Consider the following 23,388-nt stretch of genomic DNA (forward strand, 5'->3'; position numbering starts at 1 on the left):
TCCCCTCTTCTCCGTTTCACTATTTGTACTCATCCCAGCTCTTAATCTCCAGATCATCGATGCTGAGCTTGCAGTATGCAAGGATGAATGCGCTTGCAAGGCGGGCATTTGTAATCAGAGGAACATTAAAATCAACTGCACTTCTTCGTATTGAATAGTCGTTGTTAAGTTCAGAAGCACTCAGGTCTTTGGGAATATTGACCACAAGGTCGACCTCTCTTGTTTTGATAAGATCAATAGTATTAGGCGACTTGTTCTCATCGGGCCAGTAGGCTACATGTGCTTCTACACCTGCATTCTCAAGAAACTGCTGTGTTCCCCTTGTTGCATAAAGCTTATGTCCTTTTTCGCGCAGGGCCCTGGCACTGTTGAGCAGCTCTACCTTTGACCGGGCCGGACCGGTAGACAGCAGGATACTCTTTTTTGGAACCCTGTATCCTACTGAGAACATAGCCTTCAGAATAGCCTCATAAAATCCTTCGCCAATACATCCCACTTCACCTGTAGACGACATGTCTACACCCAGAACAGGATCGGCTTTTGCCAGTCGTGAGAAGCTGAACTGCGGAGCTTTTACCCCAACATAATCGAGGTCAAAGACAGCCTTATTAAGCTTTTCTGCAGGAACCCCGAGCATCACTTTTGTGGCAAGTTCGATAAGGTTATACTTAAGAACCTTAGAAACAAAAGGCATACTGCGGCTGGCCCTTAGGTTGCACTCAATGACCTTAATATCATTGTCTTTAGCAAGGAATTGTATATTAAACGGGCCTGAAATATTCAGTTCTTTTGCTATCTGTTTTGATATGCGTTTGATCCTTCTGGCTGTTTCAAAATATATCTTCTGGGCAGGGAATACCATTGTTGCATCTCCTGAATGGACTCCTGCGAATTCAACATGTTCACTTATAGCATATGCCAGCATCTCTCCGTCACGGGCGACTGCATCGAGTTCGATCTCTTTGGCATTTTCGATAAATTCAGAAACAACAACCGGATATTGCTTCGATACCTGTGCTGCTAGTTCAAGATAATGTGATAACTCACTCTTGTTCGAAACAACGTTCATGGCAGCTCCGGAAAGCACATATGAGGGCCTGATAAGGACCGGGAATCCGATACGATCAACAAAATCATTAATATCGTCAATTGAGGAAAGTTCCTTCCAGGCTGGCTGGTCAACATCTAGATTGTCAAGCATTTCTGAAAACTTATGCCTGTTTTCTGCACGGTCAATTGATACAGGTGAAGTGCCGAGGACAGGTACCTTCTCTTTATACAGCCTCATTGCGAGGTTATTCGGGATCTGTCCGCCCACTGATACAATGACACCGCCCGGATTTTCAAGATCTATTATATCGAGTACACGTTCAAATGTCAGTTCATCAAAGTAAAGCCTGTCGCAGATATCATAATCGGTGCTGACTGTTTCAGGATTATAATTGATCATTATTGATCTGAAACCTTCTTTCTTTATAGTAGTTATTGCATTTACAGAACACCAGTCAAATTCAACACTGGAGCCTATTCTGTAAGCGCCGGAGCCAAGCACAATAATTGATTTTTTATCTGTTTCGCAAATTATGTCGTGTTCGGAGCCACTGTATGTGAGGTAAAGGTAATTAGTTACCGCAGGGTATTCAGCAGCAAGGGTGTCGATCTGTTTAATATATGGTACGATCCCTACTGATTTACGGTGACTTCTCACTTTCATGAGATCATCGTTTATTACCGAAGGACCTGAATTAAAGACATGACGTGCTATCTGGAAATCGCTGAAACCGTTAATCTTGGAATGAGCGAGGAGATCGATAGGTATAGACTCAAGGGACTTGTATTTGCAAAGCTCATCCTTTATGCTGATTATATTTTTCAGTTTATGAAGAAACCACTTGTCTATTTTCGTGAGCTCATATATCCTGTCGACTGACATCCCTGCTTCAAGTGCATCAGCTATCGAAAATATCCTCATGTCAGTTGGTTCTGAGAGTTCTATTTCGATATCTTCGAAACCTAGATTACGGTTACCTGTAAATCCGTGCATTCCCTGTCCGATCATTCTTAATCCTTTCTGAATGACCTCCTCAAATGTCCGGCCTATTGCCATCACCTCACCAACACTTTTCATGCTGCTTCCGATGAGGTGTGAGACCCCCTCGAATTTATTAAGGTCCCATCTGGGGATCTTACATACTATATAGTCAAGCGCAGGCTCAAAACATGCAGTGGTGTTTTTGGTGACAGAGTTTTTAAGTTCGTGCAGACCGTATCCCATTCCCAGTTTAGCCGCAACAAAAGCAAGCGGGTATCCTGTGGCTTTAGAAGCAAGTGCGCTTGAACGCGACAGACGGGCGTTGACTTCAATAACTCTGTAATCTTCTGAATCGGGTGAAAGTGCATATTGAACATTACACTCACCTACGATTCCGATATGCCTTATTATACGTATGGATAATTCCCTTAATTTATGGTATTCACTGTTTGTGAGAGTCTGTGAAGGTGCTACAACTATGCTTTCTCCTGTATGTATGCCGAGCGGATCAAAATTCTCCATGTTACATACAGTGATGCAATTATCGTATTTGTCTCTTACAACCTCATATTCAACCTCTTTCCATCCCTTTAATGATTCTTCAACAAGAATCTGGGGTGAGTATGAGAAAGCTTTTGATGAAAGTATTCTGAGTTCTTCAGGGTTAGCTGCGAATCCGCTTCCCTGACCTCCGAGGGTATATGCTGCTCTTATAATAACCGGATATCCAAGTTTTCCAGCTGCAGCTATTGAGTCCTCAACACTTAGTGTAGCTATGCTGCTGGGCGTCTTAACATCTATTTCATCGAGTTTTTTTACAAATAGTTCGCGGTCTTCTGTATCCATTATGGCCCTGACAGGTGTGCCCAGAACCCTTACATTATATTTTTCAAAAATACCTGATTTGTATAATTCAGTCCCGCAGTTTAGTGCTGTCTGTCCTCCGAACGATAAAAGTATACCATCAGGTTTTTCCCTGGCTATTACTTTCTCAACAAAATATGGAGTTACAGGAAGAAAATAGATCTTGTCGGCCAGATCTTCAGAGGTCTGTACCGTTGCAATATTGGGGTTTATCAAAACAGTGCTGACATCTTCCTCTTTCAATGCCTTCAGTGCCTGAGAGCCGGAGTAATCAAACTCACCCGCTTCACCTATTTTCAGTGCTCCCGATCCCAGGATAATCACTTTTTTAACTACATCTTTCATCGTCTGAATTTGAGGCTCAAAAATAACACAAATTTTTAATTAAGATTGGTTTTATTGAAAAAATGAATATATTTGCAAAATAAATGCATAAATATGCAAAAAACAAAAAGACTTCTGGCAATTGAAAAGATAATTTCAGAAGAGACAATATCAACACAAGAGGAACTTTTAAAGAAACTGAAAGGGAAAGGGATAAGTTGTACTCAGGCTACACTATCCCGCAACTTAAGGCAGCTTGGAGTCGGCAGACTTCCTGACGGATCGGGAGGGTACAGATATTCTCTGTCTGAAAATCTCAGACCTGCAGGAGCGTCACCCCTTAAACTGAATATTGTTCCTGTTATCCAGGACATTGTCGAGGCAAAAGGATTAATGGTGATACGAACAATACCCGGAAATGCAAGCAACACTGCATTTTTCATCGACGGAGCAGGCAGGTATGAAATTGCCGGGACAATAGCAGGTGATGATACAATTCTGGTCATACCGCGCGATGGGGTAACCCTTCAGTCGGTACATACATGTCTCGAAATAATACTTCCGGGGATACATGAGCAGGTGAAGAGCAGGAAGTAGGAAAGATTGCTTCGTCGTGCCTCCTCGCAATGACGGTACAGGTAATCTGGTTTTTTCAGCCACAGAGTGGCGACATATTGGTAGTAAAATGGATTTAATATTAAATAATAATTAGACTAATGAAAGAAAAAGTAGTTCTCGCATATAGTGGCGGGCTGGATACATCGGTAATACTGAAGTGGTTAATTGATAAGGATTTTGAAGTAATAGCGTTTGTGGCAGATGTCGGCCAGGCTGAAGATTTTGAGGCCTGCAGGGAAAAGGCTATTCTTCTTGGGGCATCAAAGGTAATTATTGCTGACCTGAAGAGGGAATTTATTGATAGTTACGTCCTAAAGGCCATTATGGCTAATGCAATATATGAAGACAGGTATCTTCTTGGTACCGCTCTTGCCCGACCTCTTATTGCGAAAAAACAGATAGAAGTTGCTAAGGCAGAAGGTGCTACAGCGGTTGCTCACGGAGCTACAGGAAAAGGGAATGATCAGGTGAGGTTTGAACTATGCTATTATGCACTGATGCCGGGAGTTAAAGTAATAGCTCCTTGGAAGGATAAAGAGTTTCTTGCTCAGTTTAAAGGAAGGACCGACCTGTTAAAATACGCCTCAGAAAAAAACATTCCGGTGAAGGCAAGTATTGCCAAACCATACAGTGAGGATGACAACCTGATGCATATCAGTCATGAAGCCGGCATTCTTGAAGATCCAATGTACACTCTTCATAAGAGCATGCTCGAAAAAATGGTTATGCCGCAGGATGCTCCCGACAAGGAGACACGTATTGTTATTCACTTTAAGAACGGTCTGCCTGTGAAACTTATTAATAAGGAAGACGGAACAATTAAAGAGGATACATATGATATGTTTGTCTACCTGAATGAACTTGCAGGGAAAAATGGTATCGGTCTGCTCGACATGGTTGAGAACAGGTTTGTAGGAATTAAGTCAAGAGGAGTTTATGAAACTCCTGCAGCAACTGTGCTTCATATAGCTCATAAGGATATTGAAGGAATTGCAATGGACAGAGAGGTGATGAGGCTGGTTAATATGCTTACTCCAAAATTTGCTGAGATTATCTACAACGGATTCTGGTTCAGTCCGGAGATGGACTTTCTGATGGCAGCAATTGAAAAGAGCCAGGAACTTATAGATGGAAGTGTCCATCTCTGCCTTTATAAAGGTAATGTACTTATTGAAGGACGTGAATCACCATCCTCACTTTACGACAAGAAACTGTCAAGTATGGATATTGAAGGCGGATTTGATCAGACTGACAGTAAGGGATTTATAAGGATTAACGCAATCAGATTAATGGCTCACAGAGCAATTATTGAAGCGAATCAGAAGAAATAAAAACCCCCTTTCTTATTTCCCCCAGGGGGGAAAAGTACACTCCTTCCCCCCTGGGGAAGGTTGGGAAAGGGGTAAAACATCAAAGAAAAAATAGATATTATGAAACTCTGGGAAAAAGGGATAAATCCCGAACCTGCAATAATTGAATTCACAGCCGGTAAAGACAGGAAAACCGATCTGGCTCTTACCAAATGGGATATTATCGGATCGATGGCGCATGTAATAATGCTGGAGGATGTAGGTCTGATTTCAGCTGATGAGAAAAATGGAATGCTGAAGGCGCTCCATTCTCTCTTCGTATGGGATGAGGAAGGAAGCCTGGTTATAGAAAAAGATGTGGAAGATATCCATTCTCAGATAGAAAAGGAGATGTCATCAATTCTGGGGACCACCGGTAAAAAAATTCACACCGGAAGGTCTCGTAACGATCAGGTTCTTGTTGATATCCGTCTGTACACCAGAGAGGAAATTGATAAACTATCAGTTCTGATTCGCCGCCTTTTTACGAGGTTGCAGTCATTGAGTGAGCAGTATAAAGGGGTTCTTTTACCTGGTTATACACATATGCAGCCGGCCATGGTTTCTTCATTCGGACTATGGTTCGGCGCTTATGCCGAATGTCTGGCTGATGATGTGCTGCTTTTGTCAGGAGCCAGGGCTCTCAATAACCAGAATCCGCTAGGAACAGCAGCAGGCTATGGGACTACTCTTCCTATAAACAGAAAGCTTACATCTGAACTTCTTGAATTTGACGACCTTCTTTACAATTCAGCTTATGCCAGCCTTAGCAGGGGTAAGATTGAGATGGCTATTGCTTCAGCCCTTGCATCTGTAGCCCAGTCACTCTCAAGGTTTTCAATGGACGTATGTTTATTCATGACTTCCGAATTCAGATTTATCGATTTCCCTGATGAGTATATAACAGGATCGAGCATAATGCCCCAGAAAAGAAATCCGGATGTTTTTGAGCTGATAAGAGCGCGATCAAATGTCCTTCAGACTCTTCCGAACCAGGTCGCAATCCTGACGAGCAATCTTCCATCGGGTTATAATCGCGATCTGCAACTGCTTAAGCAACTGATATTTGATGCATTCAGGGAATTGAGGGAATGTATTGAGATAATGTTATTAATGCTTAATAATATTAAGGTCAAGAAGAATATTACAGATAACCCGCTGTATAATAATATATTCAGTACAGAAGAAGTAAACCGGCTGGTTAAACAGGGGATTCCGTTCAGAGATGCATACAAAGCAGTATCAGAAATGGTTAAGAACTCCTCATTCTCAAAAACAACACTTGCAGATTATGTGCATGAGGGAAGTATTGGTAACCTTTGCAATAAGGAGATTGCTGAAATTTTCGAGAAGAGGATGGTATCATTTAAAAACACTACCTCGGATGAGTTTGCTGAGAAGATGATGAAATATGTAACTGATTAAACGCCCCCCAACCCCCCTAAAGGGGGGCTAATGCAGTATTAATAAGCAAATTACAACATTGCTGAGATTAACCCCCCTTTAGGGGGGCAGGGGGGCAAGTTTATTTTGATTTCTCAATATTCTCAATAAACACATCAAACAGGTAATCCGTATCAGTCGGACCTCCTGATGCTTCGGGATGGAACTGGGTAGAGAAGAAGGGTTTGCTCTTATGTTTCATTCCCTCGTTAGTCAGGTCGTTGATATTGATAAAAAGCGGGTCCCAGTCGTTACCAAGTGTTTTATTGTCGACTGCAAAACCATGGTTCTGCGATGTTATATATGCCTTATCTGTTCCAACCTGGAGAACAGGCTGGTTATGACTTCTGTGGCCATACTTAAGTTTATAGGTATCTGCATCAGCAGCAAGTGCCATCAGCTGGTTTCCCAGACAAATTCCCATTATGGGCTTATTTCCGGAGAAAGATTTTTTAATATTATTTATCGTTGCCACGCACATTTTCGGATCGCCCGGACCGTTTGAGAGGAAGAGTCCGTCAAATTCCTCTTTGTGGAAATCATAATCCCATGGTACCCTGATTATTGTAGTGTCCCTTTTAAGCAGATTCCGTATAATGTTATATTTTACTCCGCAATCAACAAGAAGGATTTTGTATTTTCCCGTTCCATATATTTTCTTCTCGTGTGTGCTTACTTCGGCAACAAGATTTACTTTATTAGGGTCGTAGTAATCGATTTCTGTACCTTCAGGTTCCACTTTACCTAGCATTGCCCCCTTTTCACGGATTCTTTTTGTAAGAGCTCTTGTGTCAATACCGTAAATCCCAGGGACTTTATTTCTTCCTAACCAATCACCGAGGCTTTCAGTTGCATTCCAGTGACTGTATTCAAAAGAATAATCGGATACTATTAATCCCGAGATATGAATTGAAGATGATTCATAGAACCGGTACAGATCATTTTCTTCTGTCTTTCCGGGGGCCCCGTAGTTACCTACGAGGGGGTATGTAAGACAAAGTATTTGTCCGCGGTATGAAGGATCTGTAAGACTTTCGGGATAACCTGTCATAGCCGTATTGAATACCACCTCGCCTGCAGCTGCAACCGGTGATCCAAAGGAGCGACCGTGGTAGATTGTGCCGTCTTCAAGAGTAAGTTTAACTTTTATACTGTTTTTCATTCCTGTAATTTATAACATATTTATCGGAGCCCTGAAACAGCCTTTTCTATCTGTTCCAGAGCTTTCATAACTGTCTGGTGTGTTGTTGCAACATTCATTCTCATGAATCCCTCACCCCCTGGTCCGAATGTCGACCCTTCGTTCATACCGATTCCGGCTGATTTTATAAAGAAGCTCTGAAGTTCTTTTCCCGACATGCCAAATTTACGGCAATCGAGCCAGATCATGTATGTTGCTTCGGGCATAACAGGTATAATCTCGGGGATCATTTTTTTGCAGTAATCTCCTACAAAATCAATATTATGATCTATGTAATCGAGAAGGTTGTCGAGCCATTGATGTCCATATGTATAGGCTGATATTGAGGCAATTGTTCCGAATATATTTCCGTTTCCTATATGCAGATTATCAACAATCCTTGTAAAAGATTTTCTTAATTCGGGATTCGAAATAATTACGGAAGAAGTTGAAAGACCTGCAAGATTGAATGTCTTGCTGGGGGCTATAAATGTGATGGTTATGGCTGCTATTTCTTCTGAAAGCAATGCAAAAGGAGTATGCTTATAACCAGGCAAAACCAGGTCTGAATGAATTTCGTCTGAAAGGACAAGTATGTTTTTGGCAAGGCATATTTCAGCCAGTTGTAAAAGTTCCTCGGGTGACCATACACGTCCAACAGGATTATGAGGATTGGAGATGATAATCATCTTTGTCTTTTCATCAATAGAAGCGAGAAGCGAATCAAAATCCATTTCCCATTTCCCGTCAGACTCTTTCAGTTTATTATACACAAGTTTGCGACCGTGTGCCTCAACAGCTGAAAAGAAAGGGAAATAAACAGGAGGCTGAACAATTATCTTGTCTCCCGGCTGTGTATATGCCAGAGTGCACAGATTAAGCGCAGGTACTATTCCTGGACTGAAACAGATCCACTCTTTTTCTAATGGCCAGTTATGCCTGAGTTTAATCCAGTCAATAATTGAGGTATAGTATTCCGGAGGCCTGTAGGAATATCCGCAAATTTCATGGTCAAGTCTTTTCCTGAGGGCAGAAATAATAAAGTCAGGAGTTTTGAAATCCATGTCTGCAACCCACATCGGGATTACATCCTTCTCACCGAAAGTATCTTCCCGGAGGTCATACTTTATGCAGTTTGTCCCCTCTCTTGCAACAGGCTCATCAAAGTTCCAGATCATTAAAAAATGATATAAATTCAGGGGCTTAAAGATATATAAAAAATGCAGATGTAGGAGAGATTTTGTTTCAACAGGCATTAAATCTGATGATTATTCAAATTAGAATGCGGAGGTGAATTATATTTAATTTTTTTGTTTACTTTTATGGGCGGAATTTGAATAGACTTTTAATATTAAACTAAACTTACGATGAAAAAGATTTTTGCAGGTGTTATACTTCCATTGCTGATCCTGAGTTTCACCGGACTTACTTCATGCAAGGACAAAGCAGCAGGTAAGGAACAGAAAAAAGTAGAACTTGAGCAGGTTCAGACAATTAAGAATGAAATTGAATCGAATGTATATCCATTACCAACTTCTGCCGAGGTTATTAAAATGCTCACAGATCTTGAGGTTGGTTATATAATTGGCATTTCCAATCCGGTTGAGAATACAAAAAAATATTTCAGCAGCACCACCCGTGCAATAAATCTAGGAGTCTATGGAGCAGATCTCAGTTATGCTACTCTTTATAATATTCAGCAGGAGGTAATTAACTATCTGAATGCAATCAGGTCACTTTCGAATGAATTAAACATGTCAAAAATCTACAACGAGGAGTTGTATGATAAGATCAAAGCCAACTTTGATAACAGGGATGAACTGGTTAAGATACTTACCGGTGCATTTAACGATTCTTATACTTATCTGAGTGAAAATGATCAGCAGGCTCTTGCTCTTCTTGTTGTTGGAGGTGCATGGGTAGAAGGAATGTATCTGACCACACACGTTTCAGAAGCAGCTTATCAGGTAGCCGGAATCTCAAAGAACCTGCTAGAGCAGAAAAAGTCATTCGAACTGTTTCTTGATATTACTGAACCATATGCCAGCGACCCAAGTGTTGGTGACTTTCTGAAGGTACTTGAGCCGGTTAAAAAGGTATATGAAGGTTTTGGCACCAGTCTTACAGAACAGAATATTGTTGACATTACTAAAGTCATTACTGATGTAAGGGAAAAAATAGTACAATAATTTTAATATAAATACTGGGCCGCAAAGTAGCTGACTTTGCGGTCTTTTTTTTACTTGTTGTTGATATGAGGGAATCAGTACTTCTTGCGTTAATTCACATTTTTGCCATTGTCTCGACCATTAATCCGGCCGGTATATCTTCCAGGGGCAAGAAGATCCTTCGCAGTTACCTGAGGCGATATCTTAACCGTGAACTTGAAGAAGAGTATTATGCCCTGTTCGAGAATAATCTGGAGTTCTATTCCAATGAGCTAAAAAGTGTAGACAAAGCGGAACTGTCTGATGATGAGTCACTTATATCATTTCAGATAACAAATATCTGCAGGCAGATAAAAAAAGGACTTTTCCTGGAAGAAAGAATGATCGTCTTTCTTCAGCTCATAGAGTTTGCATTTGAGGATGGCATGATCTCCGAACAGGAAAAAACAATTATCGATATTGTTTCCCGGACATTTAACATTTCCAAGAAGGAGTATGACAATGCTACGGCATTTATGATCGGACGGTCGTATGATGAAGTATCAGCCGATTGCCTTCTGATAATAGAAAATGATAATCCTGATAATTCGGGAGCCGGATTGTACCAGAATTATAATAAATGGCGCCATATAAGGTTAAAAGGTTTTAAGGGACATCTTGTTGTACTGCATATTGAGAGTACCGGAACGCTCCTGTTCACATACGACGGACCACAGGTACTCTACTTTAAAGGACGTGATATAATTGCCTGCAGACCATACTTGCTGGAGAGGGGTGTAAATATAAAGGGTCAGGGAATAGATCCTATCTATTATTCAAAAATCTACAAGAAATTTGTTTCCCGCAAATTCCCCGAAAAGATTGTCTTTGAGGGGCATGACCTTGAATTCCTGTTCAAAAACTCCGATAACGGACTACAGAAGATGAATTTCAGAGTAGAATCCGGAAACCTTATCGGAATTATGGGAGGAAGCGGTGTTGGTAAAACAACATTGCTGAATTTGCTTCATGGCAAGGTGAGGCCTACCTGCGGGAACCTGTATATAAACGGGTATGATATAAACTCAGACTCAGAAGAACTGATGGGTCTGATCGGATTTGTTCCCCAGGACGATATGCTTATTGAGGAACTTACCGTTTATCAGAACCTTTATTTCAACGCCCGGCTATGCTTTGGTGATTATAATGAAGAGCAATTAAAAAATACCGTCGAGAAGGTCCTTCAGGATCTTGACCTCTATGAGATAAAGGATCTTCAGGTTGGAGACCTGATGAATAAGAAGGTCAGCGGTGGTCAGCGCAAGCGTCTTAATATCGGTCTTGAACTGATGCGCGAACCGGTCGTTTTATTTATTGATGAACCAACATCAGGCTTGTCATCCTTTGATTCTGAGAAGGTAATGAGCCTGCTGAGAAATCAGGCCCTTCAGGGTAAGCTTGTTTTTGCAATTATCCATCAGCCCTCTTCCGACATAATAAAAATGTTCGACAGGCTCTGGCTGCTCGACAAGGGCGGTTACATGATTTACGATGGAGACCCTGTTGAGGCACTTGTTTATTTTAAAACTGAAACTTCACAGGCAAATGCTGCCGAGAGTGAATGTCCGAATTGCGGTAACGTTGAGACTGACAATATTTTACATATTGTTGAAGTAAAAGTGATTGATAATTCAGGACATCCGGGAAAAGAGAGGCAGGTTAGTCCTAAAGAATGGAATGAGAAGTACAAGAAGAAGATGATGCCGGTTCTTGGGGATAAGCCTGAGAAATCTGCTATTCCACCCAGTAATTTCAGAGTTCCCCGAAAAATTGATCAGATACAAACATTTATCAGAAGGAATATAACGAGAAAGCTTGCCGACCGGCAGTATATGACTATTAATTTAGTTGAAGCACCCCTGCTTGCTTTTATTCTGGGTTATATTTCAAAATACAGTGAAAACGGTGCATATAGTTTTGCAGCCAATAAGAATTATCCGGTTTTCCTTTTTATGGCAGTTATTGTTGCGCTGTTTATAGGGCTCACCGTTAGTGCCGAGGAGATCTTCAGAGACAGAAAGATTCTTGAAAGGGAGAAGTTTCTTAACCTTAGCAGGCTGAGTTACTTTCTGTCGAAGATAAACTTCCTTTTTGCACTTTCAGCAATTCAGTCTTTGTCTTTTGTATTGGTTGCGAACTCTATACTTGAAGTGAGAGGTATGTTATTACAACAATGGATAATTCTCTTCTCAACAGCATGTTTCGGGAACATGCTCGGGCTAAATATTTCCGCCGGTATGCGAACAGCAGTAAGCATTTATATCCTGATTCCCCTTATTCTTGTTCCAATGTTACTGCTTGGCGGGGCTATGATAAAATATGATGAACTCCATAAATCTATGAGCAAAAAGATTTATGTACCAGTTGTGGGAGATATTATGGTTACCAGATGGGCTTATGAAGCATTATGTGTAGAGCAGTATAAAAGCAACGGATTTGAAAAGCCTTTCTTCAAGTATGATATGGAGATTAGTGAAAATGACTGGTATGCTTCTTTTCTGATCCCCACTCTTAAAGTAAAGATAAATGAATGCCTTGTCGCCGGCAAGGCTCCTGAATACAGTGAATATTCTCAGGCAAATCTGGGCAAAATAAGATATCATGTAAATGAACTCTCTTCATTGTCAGGTATTCTACCCGGTAAGTGGGTTGATAAACTGAATTATGACGGATTTAATGAATATGTTGGTGACGAGACAAAACACTTTCTCGACAGTCTCAGGACAGCCTTCAGGGTAAAAAGCAGGGCTATATCAAATGCCAGGGATTCTCTCTATAAACAAATATCGGGCAAGATGGGAGAGGAAAAGTTCATTGCGATGAGGCAAAAAGACTATAATGAAAACCTGGCAAATGTTGTTCTTAACAGGCTTTCCACCAGTAAAATATATGATTCAGAAGACAAACTGATACAAAAGGCAGATCCTGTATTGATGAAGCCCGGATCGAGGTGGGGGCGTGCTCATTTTTTTGCTCCCTATAAACAGATCGGAAGCCTGAAGATCTCCACTCTTATATTTGATTTGATTGTAATCTGGTTAATGGTCTTCTTCCTGTTTGTCACACTTTATTATAATATTCTTAAGAAGTTTATCAGATTCCTTGAGTCGCTGAAGCTTCCTATCTTAAGAAAGTTCGGCAGGGAGTTGTTGCAATTTTAGACCTCTTCCCCCGACCCCTTCTCCTGAAAGAGAAGGGAAGAAATGACATCATAATCAGGATCTTAGCCCCTCTCCCCCGGGAGAGGGGTTGGGGTGAGGCATTTGGATTAAGAGACAAAATGGTGAGATGAATAGGGTTTATCCAAAAAAGAATTTAGGTCAGCATTTTTTGAAAGATACTGCCATTGCCAGAAGAATTTCGGATTCTCTGACAGGGGAGGGATATAGTTCTGTTCTGGAAATTGGTCCGGGTATGGGTGTACTTACCGGATATCTTATTGAAAGGGGCTTTCCCGATTTCAGGGTAATCGAAATAGATAATGAATCAGTTCACTATCTGCATGCCAACTTCCCTACGCTTAAAACTATACTGACAGGTGATTTCCTTTCAATGGATTTAGATGCTTATTATCCTGATAAACTGGCAATTATCGGAAATTTTCCATACAACATTTCAACGCAGATATTTTTCAAGGTTTTGAAACACCGGGACAAGGTTGTTGAGATAGCCGGAATGTTACAGAAGGAAGTAGCTGAAAGGATCTGTGCCGGACCGGGATCAAAAACTTATGGTATTTTAAGTGTCCTGCTTCAGGCTTTTTATAAAACCGAGTATCTTTTTACTGTGTCGGAGCATGTTTTCTCTCCGCCTCCAAAGGTGAAATCAGGCGTGATAAGGCTTATAAGAAATGATGTCCGGGGACTGGATTGTGATGAAGCTTTGTTTCTGAGAGTTGTCAAGGCAAGCTTTAATCAGCGGCGCAAGACATTAAGAAACTCTGTAAGGTCTGCTTTTGAACTTAAAAGAGATGATTACCATGAATTCGGTTTAAGGCCGGAACAGTTGTCTGTTGAACAATTCGTTCAGCTTACGAGATGGATTGATGAGAACAGGGTAAAATCAGAATGAGAAACCAATAGCTTCCACAGGATTCATTTTAGCAGCAGAATAAGCAGGGGCATATCCTGCAACTACGCCTATTATTCCGGAAATGAATATAGCAAGAAACATGTTGGCCATAGTAAGGTGCATGTTCAATTCGTACAGATAGTTGATAACAAGGGTACTTACGAAGATCATCAAGACTCCCAGCAATCCTCCGATAACAGAAAGAAGTACCGACTCAACAAGAAATTGCTGAAGGATGAAAAACCTTTTAGCTCCCAGAGCTTTCTGAATACCTATGATGTTTGTTCTTTCCCTGACTGATACAAACATGATGTTCGCTATTCCGAAACCACCAACGAGTATTGAGAAGCCACCTATAACCCAGCCGCCAATATTTATTCCGACGAATACCGCATCGAAGCCCTGCGATAAAAGGCTTGCCCTGTTGACAGAGAAATTATTAATCTCATCGGGCTGAAGACGTCTTGCAGCTCTGAGGATCATAGTTGTTTCGTCATCAAGTTCCTGGATCTGCACCCCGGGTTTAGCTTTAATCATAAGCTGTGACTCGATAAACCTGTTACGCATATTTATGAAAGTCTTTCCGAAGCTGAAAGGTATGATTGTTAACTCATCCATTCCGCTGTCGCTTATCCCGCCTTTTCCTTCCTTCTTGAATACTCCAATAACAGTGGTTCTGAACCCCGCAATTGTAATCTCTTTCCCGACAGGATCAGTTTTCTCAAAAAGACGATCTGCAATAGTAGCCCCGATGATCGCCACATTTTTTCCCGTTGAGGCTTCAAAAGGAGAGAAGTACCTTCCGTTAGCCATCTCGAATGACCTTACTTCCTCAAACTCCATTGTTACAGCACCTACAGTTACATCGTTGGCTATGTTTTTCTTGTATTTGATTTTCTCAGGCTGAAATACTGCCAGACATGCAGCGTCAGTCTTGGTTGATTTTTTCTGTATCGCCTGAAAATCGCGTTCATCGATTGATGGCCATTTAATTATGTCCCACCATGCGAGATTCGGATCGAAAGACCAGGGGAATTTCTGAACATAAATTACGTTATCGCCAAGAGTAGAAATACTGTCTTTGATCGATTTCTCCATCCAGTCAAGAACTGTAAATACAGAAATGATAGAAAAGATCCCGATAGTTATCCCGAAAAGTGACAGGAATGTCCTTAACTTGTTTACTATAACAGAGTTAACCGCGAAAATAACCCCTTCTTTGAATAACCTGAGAAACATCTTGCAGTAATGAGATTTTATAAATTGAGGGTCAAATATACGAAAAATGTTTCTTGCTGCAGTAATGACTATTCCTGAAATATTATTAATTAAATGATTACGGGAAATCATATATTATATAATGTGTTGAGGATAATAAAAAAATATCTATTTTTAAACACCTCAAATAAGGTATCCAAAGTCGATCGTAATTATCATCAAATGAGTAACAAACGAATAAAAAGTGCTCTTATCTCTGTTTTTTACAAGGAGGGATTGGACGAAATAGTCAGAACGCTTCATAAACTTGGCGTAAAGTTATATTCTACAGGAGGTACTTTTAGTTTTATTAATGAACTTGGGATCCCTGCTGAAAAGGTGGAGGATCTCACTACTTATCCTTCAATTCTCGGGGGAAGGGTAAAAACACTGCATCCTTCGGTTTTCGGAGGTATTCTTGCCCGGCGTGAAAACAATGATGATCTGGCGCAGCTTGCTAAATATAAAATTCCTGAAATAGACCTCGTAATTGTTGATCTTTACCCGTTTGAGGAGACTTTAAGATCTACGGATGTTGAGGAAGATATTATTGAAAAGATTGATATTGGGGGAATCTCTCTCATAAGGGCTGCCGCAAAAAACTATAATGACGTGGTAATTGTATCCGGAAGGGAACAATACCCTGAGCTTCAGTCTCTTCTGGATTCCAAAGATGGAACTACATCGCTGGAGGACAGACGGTTATTTGCAGCCAAAGCATTCATGACCTCTTCGCATTATGATACTGCAATCTTTAAATATTTCAACAGACAGGCTGCCATTCCTGTTTTCAGGGAAAGCATAAACAAGTCTTACCCATTACGTTATGGAGAGAATCCTCATCAGAAAGGAATCTTCTACGGAGATCCGGATGAGTTTTTCAATAAGCTTCATGGTAAAGAGCTTTCATATAACAACCTTCTCGACCTTGAGGCAGCTCTTGGTCTGATTGACGAGTTCAGAGATACGACTTTCGTAATAATAAAACATAACAATGCCTGTGGTGTGGCCACACGCAGCAGTGCTACAGAGGCGTGGAAAGATGCTCTGGCATGCGATCCGGTATCTGCATATGGCGGTGTAATTGTAACAAATGTTACAATTGATGATAAGACTGCAGCGGAGGTCGACAAGATCTTTTTCGAAATTATAATAGCTCCGGCCTTTACTGAGGGAGCCCTGGAAATACTCAAACAGAAGAAAAACCGGATAATACTTCACAGAAAGGAGAAAGAGAAACAAAGGGATGGATTCAGGTCTATGCTTAACGGGGTATTGTGGCAGGAAAAAGACAACAGCACTGAATCGGGGGAACAGATGAAACCTGTTACAAAAAGAATTCCACTTCCTTCTGAGATTGATGATCTGGTGTTTGCTAACATAATATGTAAACACAGCAAGTCGAATGCTATTGTGCTGGCAAAGAACAAGCAGCTTTGCGCCAGCGGAATAGGACAGACTTCGAGGGTGGATGCTCTTAAACAATCTATTGAAAAGGCTAAAACATTTGGATTCGATCTTAAAGGTTCTGTACTTGCCTCAGATGCCTATTTCCCGTTTGCCGACAGCGTTGAAATTGCTCACAAGGCGGGCATTACAGCCATAGTTCAGCCGGGCGGTTCCGTAAGGGATCAGGAGTCAATTGATTATTGTACTGCCAACGGAGTGGCAATGGTAGTTACAGGAGTAAGACACTTTAAACACTGATAAATATTTAATTATTATATATATGGGCTTATTTTCATTTTTAACACAGGAGATTGCAATCGATCTTGGTACCGCAAACACAATCATTATTCACAATGATAAAGTTGTTGTGGACGAACCATCGATAGTAGCAATTGATAAAAATACAGGGAAACTTATTGCGATCGGGGAACAGGCAAGGCAGATGCATGGGAAGACTCACGAAAACATCAAGACAATCAGGCCATTACGCGATGGAGTGATAGCCGATTTTAATGCAGCTGAACTGATGATAAGGGGTATGATCAAAATGATCAATAAAGGCCCCAGGCTCTTTTCTCCCTCACTGAAAATGGTTGTCTGTATACCCTCCGGAAGTACTGAGGTTGAAATCCGTGCTGTACGTGATTCTTCAGAGCATGCCGGCGGTCGCGATGTTTACATGATCTATGAACCAATGGCTGCCGCAATAGGTATAGGACTCGATGTAGAGGCCCCTGAAGGCTGCATGGTTGTAGATATCGGAGGTGGTACAACTGAGATAGCTGTAATTGCCCTGGGAGGTATTGTCTGCAATAAATCTATAAGAATTGCAGGGGATGGATTTACTGCTGATATTCAGGCATATATGCGTCATCAGCATAATATCAAAATCGGAGAGAGAACAGCTGAAGATATTAAAATAGGTGTAGGTGCTGCACTTCCTGATATTGACAATCCGCCTGCTGACTTTATAGTCCGTGGTCCTAATATCATGACTGCTCTTCCTATTGAAATTCCTATTTCTTACCAGGAGATAGCATACTGTCTTGATAAATCATTATCCAAAGTTGAGGCTGCCTTATTAAGTGTTCTTGAGCAGACTCCGCCTGAGCTATATGCTGATATAGTTAACAAAGGTATTTATCTGGCCGGAGGCGGAGCATTGCTGAGAGGTCTTGATAAGAGACTGGCCGATAAGATAAATATAAACTTTAATGTTGTTGAAGATCCTTTGCATGCTGTTGCACGCGGAACAGGTGTTGCACTGAAGAATGTCGATAAGTTTCCGTTCCTGATGAGATAATCTGCATGGTGAATGAGGAATCTGCTGAATTTTCTGGCCAGATATAATAATCTGATCATCTTTCTGATTCTTGAAGGATTGTCGGTATATTTTCTTGCCACAAGGAACAGCTATCATAATACACGTGTTATGTTCGGGATCAGGGGATTGACTCATTCAGTTGAGATGAAGGTCAGCAATACCCGTGCATACCTGAATCTCAGGGATGTGAACCAGTCTCTTGCAGCAGAAAATATTGCACTTAAAAATAGTATTGAGCGGCTTAGGAAAGCCGAGAACTCTCCATTCTTCTCAGTTTCAGATTCAGTTTATAAACAGCAGTACATTCACACTTCAGCTACTGTAATTGATAATTCGATAAACAAGCAGAAGAACTTTTTTACTGTAAATAAAGGGAGGCAGCAGGGAGTCGCTGTTGATATGGCTGTCACATCTGGCGACGGGGTATCAGGTGTAATAGTGGGCTGCTCGGATAACTACTCCCTGGCTATGTCGGTACTGAATCTTGATTTCAGATTAAGTGCACGGCTTAAATCGAATGGTTATTATGGATCACTTAACTGGGACGGGGTAAATTACCGCAAGGCTGTATTAAGTGAGATTCCCCAGCATGTGCCTGTTAATGTAGGCGATACTGTTGAGACGACAGGATACTCGGCTATTTTTCCAGAAGGTATCATGGTAGGAACAGTAAGTGATTTTGAAAAGATGGGAGGAGACTTTTATAAGATAACAATCACTCTCGCAACTGATTTTAAAAAATTACATTTTGTGGATATAATCGGCAACATGAAGAAGTCGGAGCAAATTGAACTTCAAAATTCATTTCAATGATAAACTCAATCTTCAGATTCGGATTGATCTTTATCCTGCTGATCCTGCTGCAGGTTCTGTTATTTAATAATATACAGTTCAGCGGGTATGTAAATCCGTATATCTATCTGATGTTTATCATGCTGCTGCCGGTTGAGATACCAGCCTGGCTGCTCCTTCTCCTGTCTTTTATAACAGGAGGAATAATTGACTACTTCTCAGGCTCGCCCGGGATGCACTCCTCTGCAACAGTGCTTGCAGGATTTGTCAGACCATATGTTCTGAGGCTTATTTCACCCCGTGACGGATATGAACCTAACTCAGATCCCTCAATGATTATTTACGGTTTCAGATGGTTCCTGATCTATACAGTATTTATTGTTCTTGTACATCATACAGCTCTTTTTTACCTAGAGGTATTCAGGTTTACTGATTTCTTCAGGACATTAGGGAGAGTACTTTTAAGTTCCGCTTTTTCTATAACTTTCATACTCCTGTTTGAGTTCTACAGGAAAGGGAAGTAATTTTCAGAATCATGAAAGATGCATTCATTAACAGGAAATATGTTATAATGGCACTTATGGTGCTGGCATCTCTTGCATTGATTATAAGGTTGTTTGTCATTCAGGTGGTAAAAGACTCCTACAGGTTATCAGCCGATAATAATGTGCTCAGGTACGTAACACAGTATCCTGCCCGCGGATTGATCTACGACCGGAACGGAAAGGAGATTGTGACCAATATGGCTGCATATGATCTTATGGTTGTTCCTGCCCAGACATCTAAAATAATTGACACAACAGGTTTCTGCAGTCTGCTGGGGATCTCAAATGATTTATTCCGCAGACAAATGAGAACCGCTGTTAATTACTCGAGAAAAGCACCTTCGGTTTTTCTTAAACAGATCTCAGATGAAACTTACGCCAGGTTTCAGGAAAAAATGTTTCTGTATCCGGGCTTTTATGTACAGCCCAGGACATTAAGAAAATATTCATTGCCTGTAGCAGCTCATGTTCTTGGATATGTAAGTGAGGTGGATGACGGAATAATCAGAAGGGAACCATATTATAAGCCTGGTGATTATATCGGCAAAACAGGAATTGAAGAGGCATATGAGAAGGAACTGCGCGGAAGACGTGGGGTGAAAATTTACCTGGTTGATGTCTTCAGCAGGATAAAAGGATCGTATGCAGAAGGGAAACTTGATACCCTGGCAGTTCAGGGATCAGATATAACATCTTCAATTGATATTGATCTGCAGGCATATGGTGAACTCCTGATGAAAAATAAGAGGGGGAGTATAGTTGCTATTGAACCTAAAACAGGAGAAGTTCTGGCACTTGTATCCGCACCAAATTACGATCCTTCCCTACTGGTTGGGAGGGTCCGTTCTGAAAATTATGCAAAGCTTCTTGGCGACACTTTAGTAAAGCCATTGTTTAACAGGGCATTAATGGCATCATATCCTCCGGGATCAACATTTAAGCCCATTAACGGTTTAATTGGGCTGCAGGAAGGTGTTATTACCCCGGATACACATTTCGGATGTGAAAACGGTTACCTCTTTGTCGGCTGCCATTCTCATTCTTCTCCTCTCGACCTTGAAGGAGCGGTAATGAATTCATGCAATTCATATTTCTGCCAGACTTTCAGAAGAGTTCTTGAAAACAATCGTTATAGTTCAATTTCAGAAGCCTTTAATAAATGGAAAAGCTATCTGACGGAATTCGGCTTTGGCGGCAAACTCGGGACTGATTTTGTAAACGAGCTTTCAGGATTCATTCCAACACCTGCCTACTATGACAGATATCATGGTGTTAACAGATGGAAAGCACTTACGGTTATATCAATGGCTATTGGCCAGGGAGAGGTTGGCACAACACCTCTGCAAATGGCAAACATGACAGCAGCAATTGCAAACAGGGGTTATTATTTTACTCCTCATATTGTAAAATATGTTGGGCCTGCCCAGACAATTGATCAGAAATTCACAACAAAGCATATTATCAGTATTGACACAGCTAATTTCGAGACTATTGTCCGCGGCATGGCATTAGCTGTTAATGGAGGTGCGGGAGCAACGGCAGGAGTGGCTGTACTTAAGGACATTATAGTTTGTGGCAAAACCGGAACAGCTCAGAATCCTCATGGTGACGATCATTCTGTATTTGTGGCATTTGCCCCAAAGGATGATCCGAAAATTGCAATAGCTGTATATGTAGAAAATGCAGGCTTCGGCTCTACATATGCTGCACCGGTAGCCAGCCTGATGATAGAGAAGTACATTAAAGGTGAGATTACAAATAAACTGCTTGAGCAGCGGATGCTGGAACTAAACCTTGAAGAAAAAATACTAAAAAGTGAAGCGCAGCATTAATCTTTGGAATGGTCTGGATAAGATCACAATACTTCTGTTCCTGGTTCTTGTGATACTGGGATGGTTTAATATTTATGCTGCCGTATATAATGAAGAGCGTTCGGGTATGCTTGACCTGACACAGCGTTACGGCAAACAGTTTATCTGGATAGCTGCAGCACTGGTGATTGCAATCTTTGTTGTAATTATCGATAACCGGTTTTACTTTTTTTTCTCGTGGTTCATCTATGGGGTTGTTATGATATTGCTTATTGCTGTCCTCATATTCGGAGCAAAGATAAACGGTGCCCGTTCGTGGTTTGAATTTGGAAGCCTTACACTTCAGCCCTCAGAGTTTGCAAAGTTTGCTACGGCACTGGCTCTTGCCAGTTATCTAAATACCAGGCGGCAGGATCTTACAAAGTTTAATGATCTGATTCCGGCGGCAGGAATAATTATACTTCCGGCACTCCTTACAGCTCTACAGCCTGATATGGGTTCGACGGTAATCTATTTTTCACTCTTTCTTGTTCTCTTCAGAGAGGGGATGAGTCCGTACATTTTTGTATCCGGATTACTTATGGTAATTCTATTCTTTCTCACATTATTGGTGAATAACCTATATCTGGCTATTGCCCTTATAATTATTGCTATTCTTCTGGTGTGGTTCGCTACCAGGAAGTGGAAAATCTGTTTAGCTGGAACAGGAATTTTTGTTTTTATTTCTGGAATCCTGTATCTGCTTGATCATTACCTGTTTAAAAGCATTGGTAATGAGACGATTATTGTTATCTCCCTTATAGTTTCCGGACTATCAATAGCTTATTATATCTATAACAAAAAAGCGGGAGCGATACTGGTTATATACCTGTTTCTTCTCGGGAGTGTATTATTTATTAATTCTGTCGACTATACATTTAATAAAGTTTTACCTGAACACCAGAAAGACCGGATAAACATTATGCTGGGAATTAAATCGGATCCGCATGGTACGGGTTACAATGTAAATCAGTCTATAATATCGATTGGATCGGGCGGATTCAGAGGCAAGGGATTTCTGCAGGGAACACAGACCAAGTTCAAATTTGTACCAAAGCAAAGTTCTGATTTTATATTTTGTACAATCGGTGAGGAGTGGGGATTTGTTGGATCAATTGTCGTTATTGGTTTGTATCTCTTTCTTTTTCTGCGGCTAATCTTTCTTGCTGAAAGGCAGCGAAGTGTTTTTTCGAGGATTTACGGATATGGTGTTGTATCAATTCTGTTTACACATGTCTTTATTAATATAGGAATGGCTATTGGAATCGTCCCTGTGATAGGAATCCCGCTACCTTTCTTCAGTTACGGAGGCAGTTCCCTGTGGGGCTTTACAATACTCCTGTTTATCTTTCTCAGGCTCGATGCCAGCCGTACGGAATATCTGGTATAATCAGAATGGAATTGTGATGCGGTGGGAGATCTCTATCCCGAAATCCTTTTCAACATAGTCAATTAACTGGGGAAAAAACTCCATAAAGTCATCCTGGAGAGAATAGTAATTCTTCTTAAGCGCCCTCATTGCAAAGGATGTTTCATTAGGTAGAGTGGAACGCTTGCTGAGTGTATTCAAAACATGGCGGATCCCACTTGTTGTCTGATAGGATTCAATCCAGTTATTAATTATAAAAAAAGGCATCATCTGCCTTACGTTTTCAGGCATTATTTCATAATTATTTACAAGAGCCCTGTAGAAGTTATATGTAACACTCTCCAAAGGTCTTCTAGAATATAAATCCCACTCCTTACACAGAAAATGATCATATAGTATGTCGGTGATTACACCAGCATATTTATGATATTTCCTGGTAAAAAATATCTTGCTGCGGTGAACAACCGGATGCCTATCTGTAAATCCGTCAATATGACGATGCAATATAATGCCTTTGCGTATGGGCTCAGGATACTTCAGATAGTCCTTCCCTTTTACATAATCACCTATGTAATTGCCAATGATTATTTTATCAGAATCACCGGAAAGATATATGTGCGCCAGCACGTTCATAACATGACATAATAGTACAAAGAATTTGCCATATACCTAACCATATAGAAAACATTTTCTTTAACATGTTTTTTGCACATG

Annotated in this window: 17 protein-coding genes; 12 read left to right on the top strand and 5 right to left on the bottom strand. The window is 40.9% G+C overall.

Features of this window, described 5'->3' with window-relative positions; genetic code table 11:
- Positions 1-19: 19 nt before the first annotated feature.
- Entirely contained in the window at positions 20-3,241 is a 3,222-nt protein-coding gene (carB, locus tag IPJ16_07440) for a carbamoyl-phosphate synthase (glutamine-hydrolyzing) large subunit (protein ID MBK7627023.1), read from the bottom strand.
- 93 nt (positions 3,242-3,334) lie between these two features.
- Here carB and argR point away from each other — a divergent pair, with 93 nt between their 5' ends.
- From argR to argH, 3 genes are all read left to right on the top strand, one after another.
- A complete protein-coding gene (gene argR / locus IPJ16_07445; protein ID MBK7627024.1) occupies positions 3,335-3,817 on the top strand; it encodes an arginine repressor in 483 nt (160 codons plus the stop codon).
- A gap of 119 nt (positions 3,818-3,936) precedes the next feature.
- Positions 3,937-5,169 (top strand): argininosuccinate synthase, encoded by a 1,233-nt coding sequence (locus IPJ16_07450; protein ID MBK7627025.1) that lies wholly within the window; start codon positions 3,937-3,939, stop codon positions 5,167-5,169.
- Between the two features lie 99 nt (positions 5,170-5,268).
- Positions 5,269-6,612 (top strand): argininosuccinate lyase, encoded by a 1,344-nt coding sequence (gene argH / locus IPJ16_07455; protein ID MBK7627026.1) that lies wholly within the window; start codon positions 5,269-5,271, stop codon positions 6,610-6,612.
- Between the two features lie 100 nt (positions 6,613-6,712).
- Here argH and carA read toward each other — a convergent pair whose 3' ends face one another.
- Complete coding sequence (gene carA, locus IPJ16_07460) at positions 6,713-7,792, bottom strand: glutamine-hydrolyzing carbamoyl-phosphate synthase small subunit (protein ID MBK7627027.1); 1,080 nt, start codon at positions 7,790-7,792, stop codon at positions 6,713-6,715.
- Positions 7,793-7,812: 20 nt separating this feature from the next.
- Positions 7,813-8,988, bottom strand: a complete 1,176-nt coding sequence (locus IPJ16_07465) for a putative C-S lyase (protein MBK7627028.1) — start codon at positions 8,986-8,988, stop codon at positions 7,813-7,815.
- Positions 8,989-9,177: 189 nt separating this feature from the next.
- On the opposite strand from IPJ16_07465, the gene IPJ16_07470 reads away from it, so the two are divergent.
- The 3 genes from IPJ16_07470 (at position 9,178) to rsmA (ending at position 14,088) form a co-directional block, all read left to right on the top strand.
- Entirely contained in the window at positions 9,178-9,999 is an 822-nt protein-coding gene (locus IPJ16_07470) for a hypothetical protein (GenBank protein MBK7627029.1), read from the top strand.
- Between the two features lie 65 nt (positions 10,000-10,064).
- On the top strand, positions 10,065-13,178 hold the full coding sequence (locus tag IPJ16_07475) for an ATP-binding cassette domain-containing protein (protein ID MBK7627030.1): 3,114 nt from the start codon (positions 10,065-10,067) through the stop codon (positions 13,176-13,178).
- Between the two features lie 127 nt (positions 13,179-13,305).
- Complete coding sequence (gene rsmA / locus IPJ16_07480) at positions 13,306-14,088, top strand: 16S rRNA (adenine(1518)-N(6)/adenine(1519)-N(6))-dimethyltransferase RsmA (protein MBK7627031.1); 783 nt, start codon at positions 13,306-13,308, stop codon at positions 14,086-14,088.
- Here rsmA and IPJ16_07485 read toward each other — a convergent pair.
- Positions 14,080-15,327: an ABC transporter permease gene (locus IPJ16_07485; GenBank protein MBK7627032.1), complete on the bottom strand. Its 1,248-nt coding sequence runs from the start codon at positions 15,325-15,327 to the stop codon at positions 14,080-14,082. The two genes, rsmA and IPJ16_07485, sit on opposite strands and share 9 nt — an antisense overlap.
- A 201-nt stretch (positions 15,328-15,528) precedes the next feature.
- Between IPJ16_07485 and purH the strand changes: the two genes are divergently transcribed.
- The 6 genes from purH to IPJ16_07515 are packed head-to-tail and all read left to right on the top strand — an operon-like array spanning position 15,529 to position 22,695.
- Positions 15,529-17,052 (top strand): bifunctional phosphoribosylaminoimidazolecarboxamide formyltransferase/IMP cyclohydrolase, encoded by a 1,524-nt coding sequence (gene purH / locus IPJ16_07490; GenBank protein MBK7627033.1) that lies wholly within the window; start codon positions 15,529-15,531, stop codon positions 17,050-17,052.
- Between the two features lie 22 nt (positions 17,053-17,074).
- Positions 17,075-18,097 (top strand): rod shape-determining protein, encoded by a 1,023-nt coding sequence (locus tag IPJ16_07495; protein MBK7627034.1) that lies wholly within the window; start codon positions 17,075-17,077, stop codon positions 18,095-18,097.
- Between the two features lie 12 nt (positions 18,098-18,109).
- Entirely contained in the window at positions 18,110-18,931 is an 822-nt protein-coding gene (mreC, locus tag IPJ16_07500) for a rod shape-determining protein MreC (GenBank protein MBK7627035.1), read from the top strand.
- A complete protein-coding gene (gene mreD / locus IPJ16_07505; protein MBK7627036.1) occupies positions 18,928-19,434 on the top strand; it encodes a rod shape-determining protein MreD in 507 nt (168 codons plus the stop codon). Before mreC ends, mreD begins: the two co-directional genes overlap by 4 nt.
- Before the next feature lie 11 nt (positions 19,435-19,445).
- Positions 19,446-21,287, top strand: a complete 1,842-nt coding sequence (gene mrdA / locus IPJ16_07510) for a penicillin-binding protein 2 (GenBank protein ID MBK7627037.1) — start codon at positions 19,446-19,448, stop codon at positions 21,285-21,287.
- Positions 21,271-22,695, top strand: coding sequence for a rod shape-determining protein RodA (locus IPJ16_07515; GenBank protein ID MBK7627038.1), 1,425 nt, complete (start codon positions 21,271-21,273; stop codon positions 22,693-22,695). The genes mrdA and IPJ16_07515 overlap by 17 nt, the downstream gene beginning before the upstream one ends.
- Here IPJ16_07515 and IPJ16_07520 read toward each other — a convergent pair whose 3' ends face one another.
- A complete protein-coding gene (locus IPJ16_07520; GenBank protein ID MBK7627039.1) occupies positions 22,696-23,307 on the bottom strand; it encodes a DUF479 domain-containing protein in 612 nt (203 codons plus the stop codon).
- Positions 23,308-23,388: the final 81 nt, after the last annotated feature.

This window comes from Bacteroidales bacterium (assembly GCA_016709865.1).
Classification (GTDB): Bacteria; Bacteroidota; Bacteroidia; order Bacteroidales; family VadinHA17; genus LD21.

Excerpts from the sequence above, each read along its gene's own strand:
- carB (MBK7627023.1), bottom strand. The coding sequence starts at position 3,241 with ATGAAAGATGTAGTTAAAAAAGTGATTATCCTGGGATCGGGAGCACTG.
- argR (MBK7627024.1), top strand. The coding sequence starts at position 3,335 with ATGCAAAAAACAAAAAGACTTCTGGCAATTGAAAAGATAATTTCAGAA.
- IPJ16_07450 (MBK7627025.1), top strand. The coding sequence starts at position 3,937 with ATGAAAGAAAAAGTAGTTCTCGCATATAGTGGCGGGCTGGATACATCG.
- argH (MBK7627026.1), top strand. The coding sequence starts at position 5,269 with ATGAAACTCTGGGAAAAAGGGATAAATCCCGAACCTGCAATAATTGAA.
- carA (MBK7627027.1), bottom strand. The coding sequence starts at position 7,792 with ATGAAAAACAGTATAAAAGTTAAACTTACTCTTGAAGACGGCACAATC.
- IPJ16_07465 (MBK7627028.1), bottom strand. The coding sequence starts at position 8,988 with ATGATCTGGAACTTTGATGAGCCTGTTGCAAGAGAGGGGACAAACTGC.
- IPJ16_07470 (MBK7627029.1), top strand. The coding sequence starts at position 9,178 with ATGAAAAAGATTTTTGCAGGTGTTATACTTCCATTGCTGATCCTGAGT.
- IPJ16_07475 (MBK7627030.1), top strand. The coding sequence starts at position 10,065 with ATGAGGGAATCAGTACTTCTTGCGTTAATTCACATTTTTGCCATTGTC.
- rsmA (MBK7627031.1), top strand. The coding sequence starts at position 13,306 with ATGAATAGGGTTTATCCAAAAAAGAATTTAGGTCAGCATTTTTTGAAA.
- IPJ16_07485 (MBK7627032.1), bottom strand. The coding sequence starts at position 15,327 with ATGTTTCTCAGGTTATTCAAAGAAGGGGTTATTTTCGCGGTTAACTCT.
- purH (MBK7627033.1), top strand. The coding sequence starts at position 15,529 with ATGAGTAACAAACGAATAAAAAGTGCTCTTATCTCTGTTTTTTACAAG.
- IPJ16_07495 (MBK7627034.1), top strand. The coding sequence starts at position 17,075 with ATGGGCTTATTTTCATTTTTAACACAGGAGATTGCAATCGATCTTGGT.
- mreC (MBK7627035.1), top strand. The coding sequence starts at position 18,110 with ATGAGGAATCTGCTGAATTTTCTGGCCAGATATAATAATCTGATCATC.
- mreD (MBK7627036.1), top strand. The coding sequence starts at position 18,928 with ATGATAAACTCAATCTTCAGATTCGGATTGATCTTTATCCTGCTGATC.
- mrdA (MBK7627037.1), top strand. The coding sequence starts at position 19,446 with ATGAAAGATGCATTCATTAACAGGAAATATGTTATAATGGCACTTATG.
- IPJ16_07520 (MBK7627039.1), bottom strand. The coding sequence starts at position 23,307 with ATGAACGTGCTGGCGCACATATATCTTTCCGGTGATTCTGATAAAATA.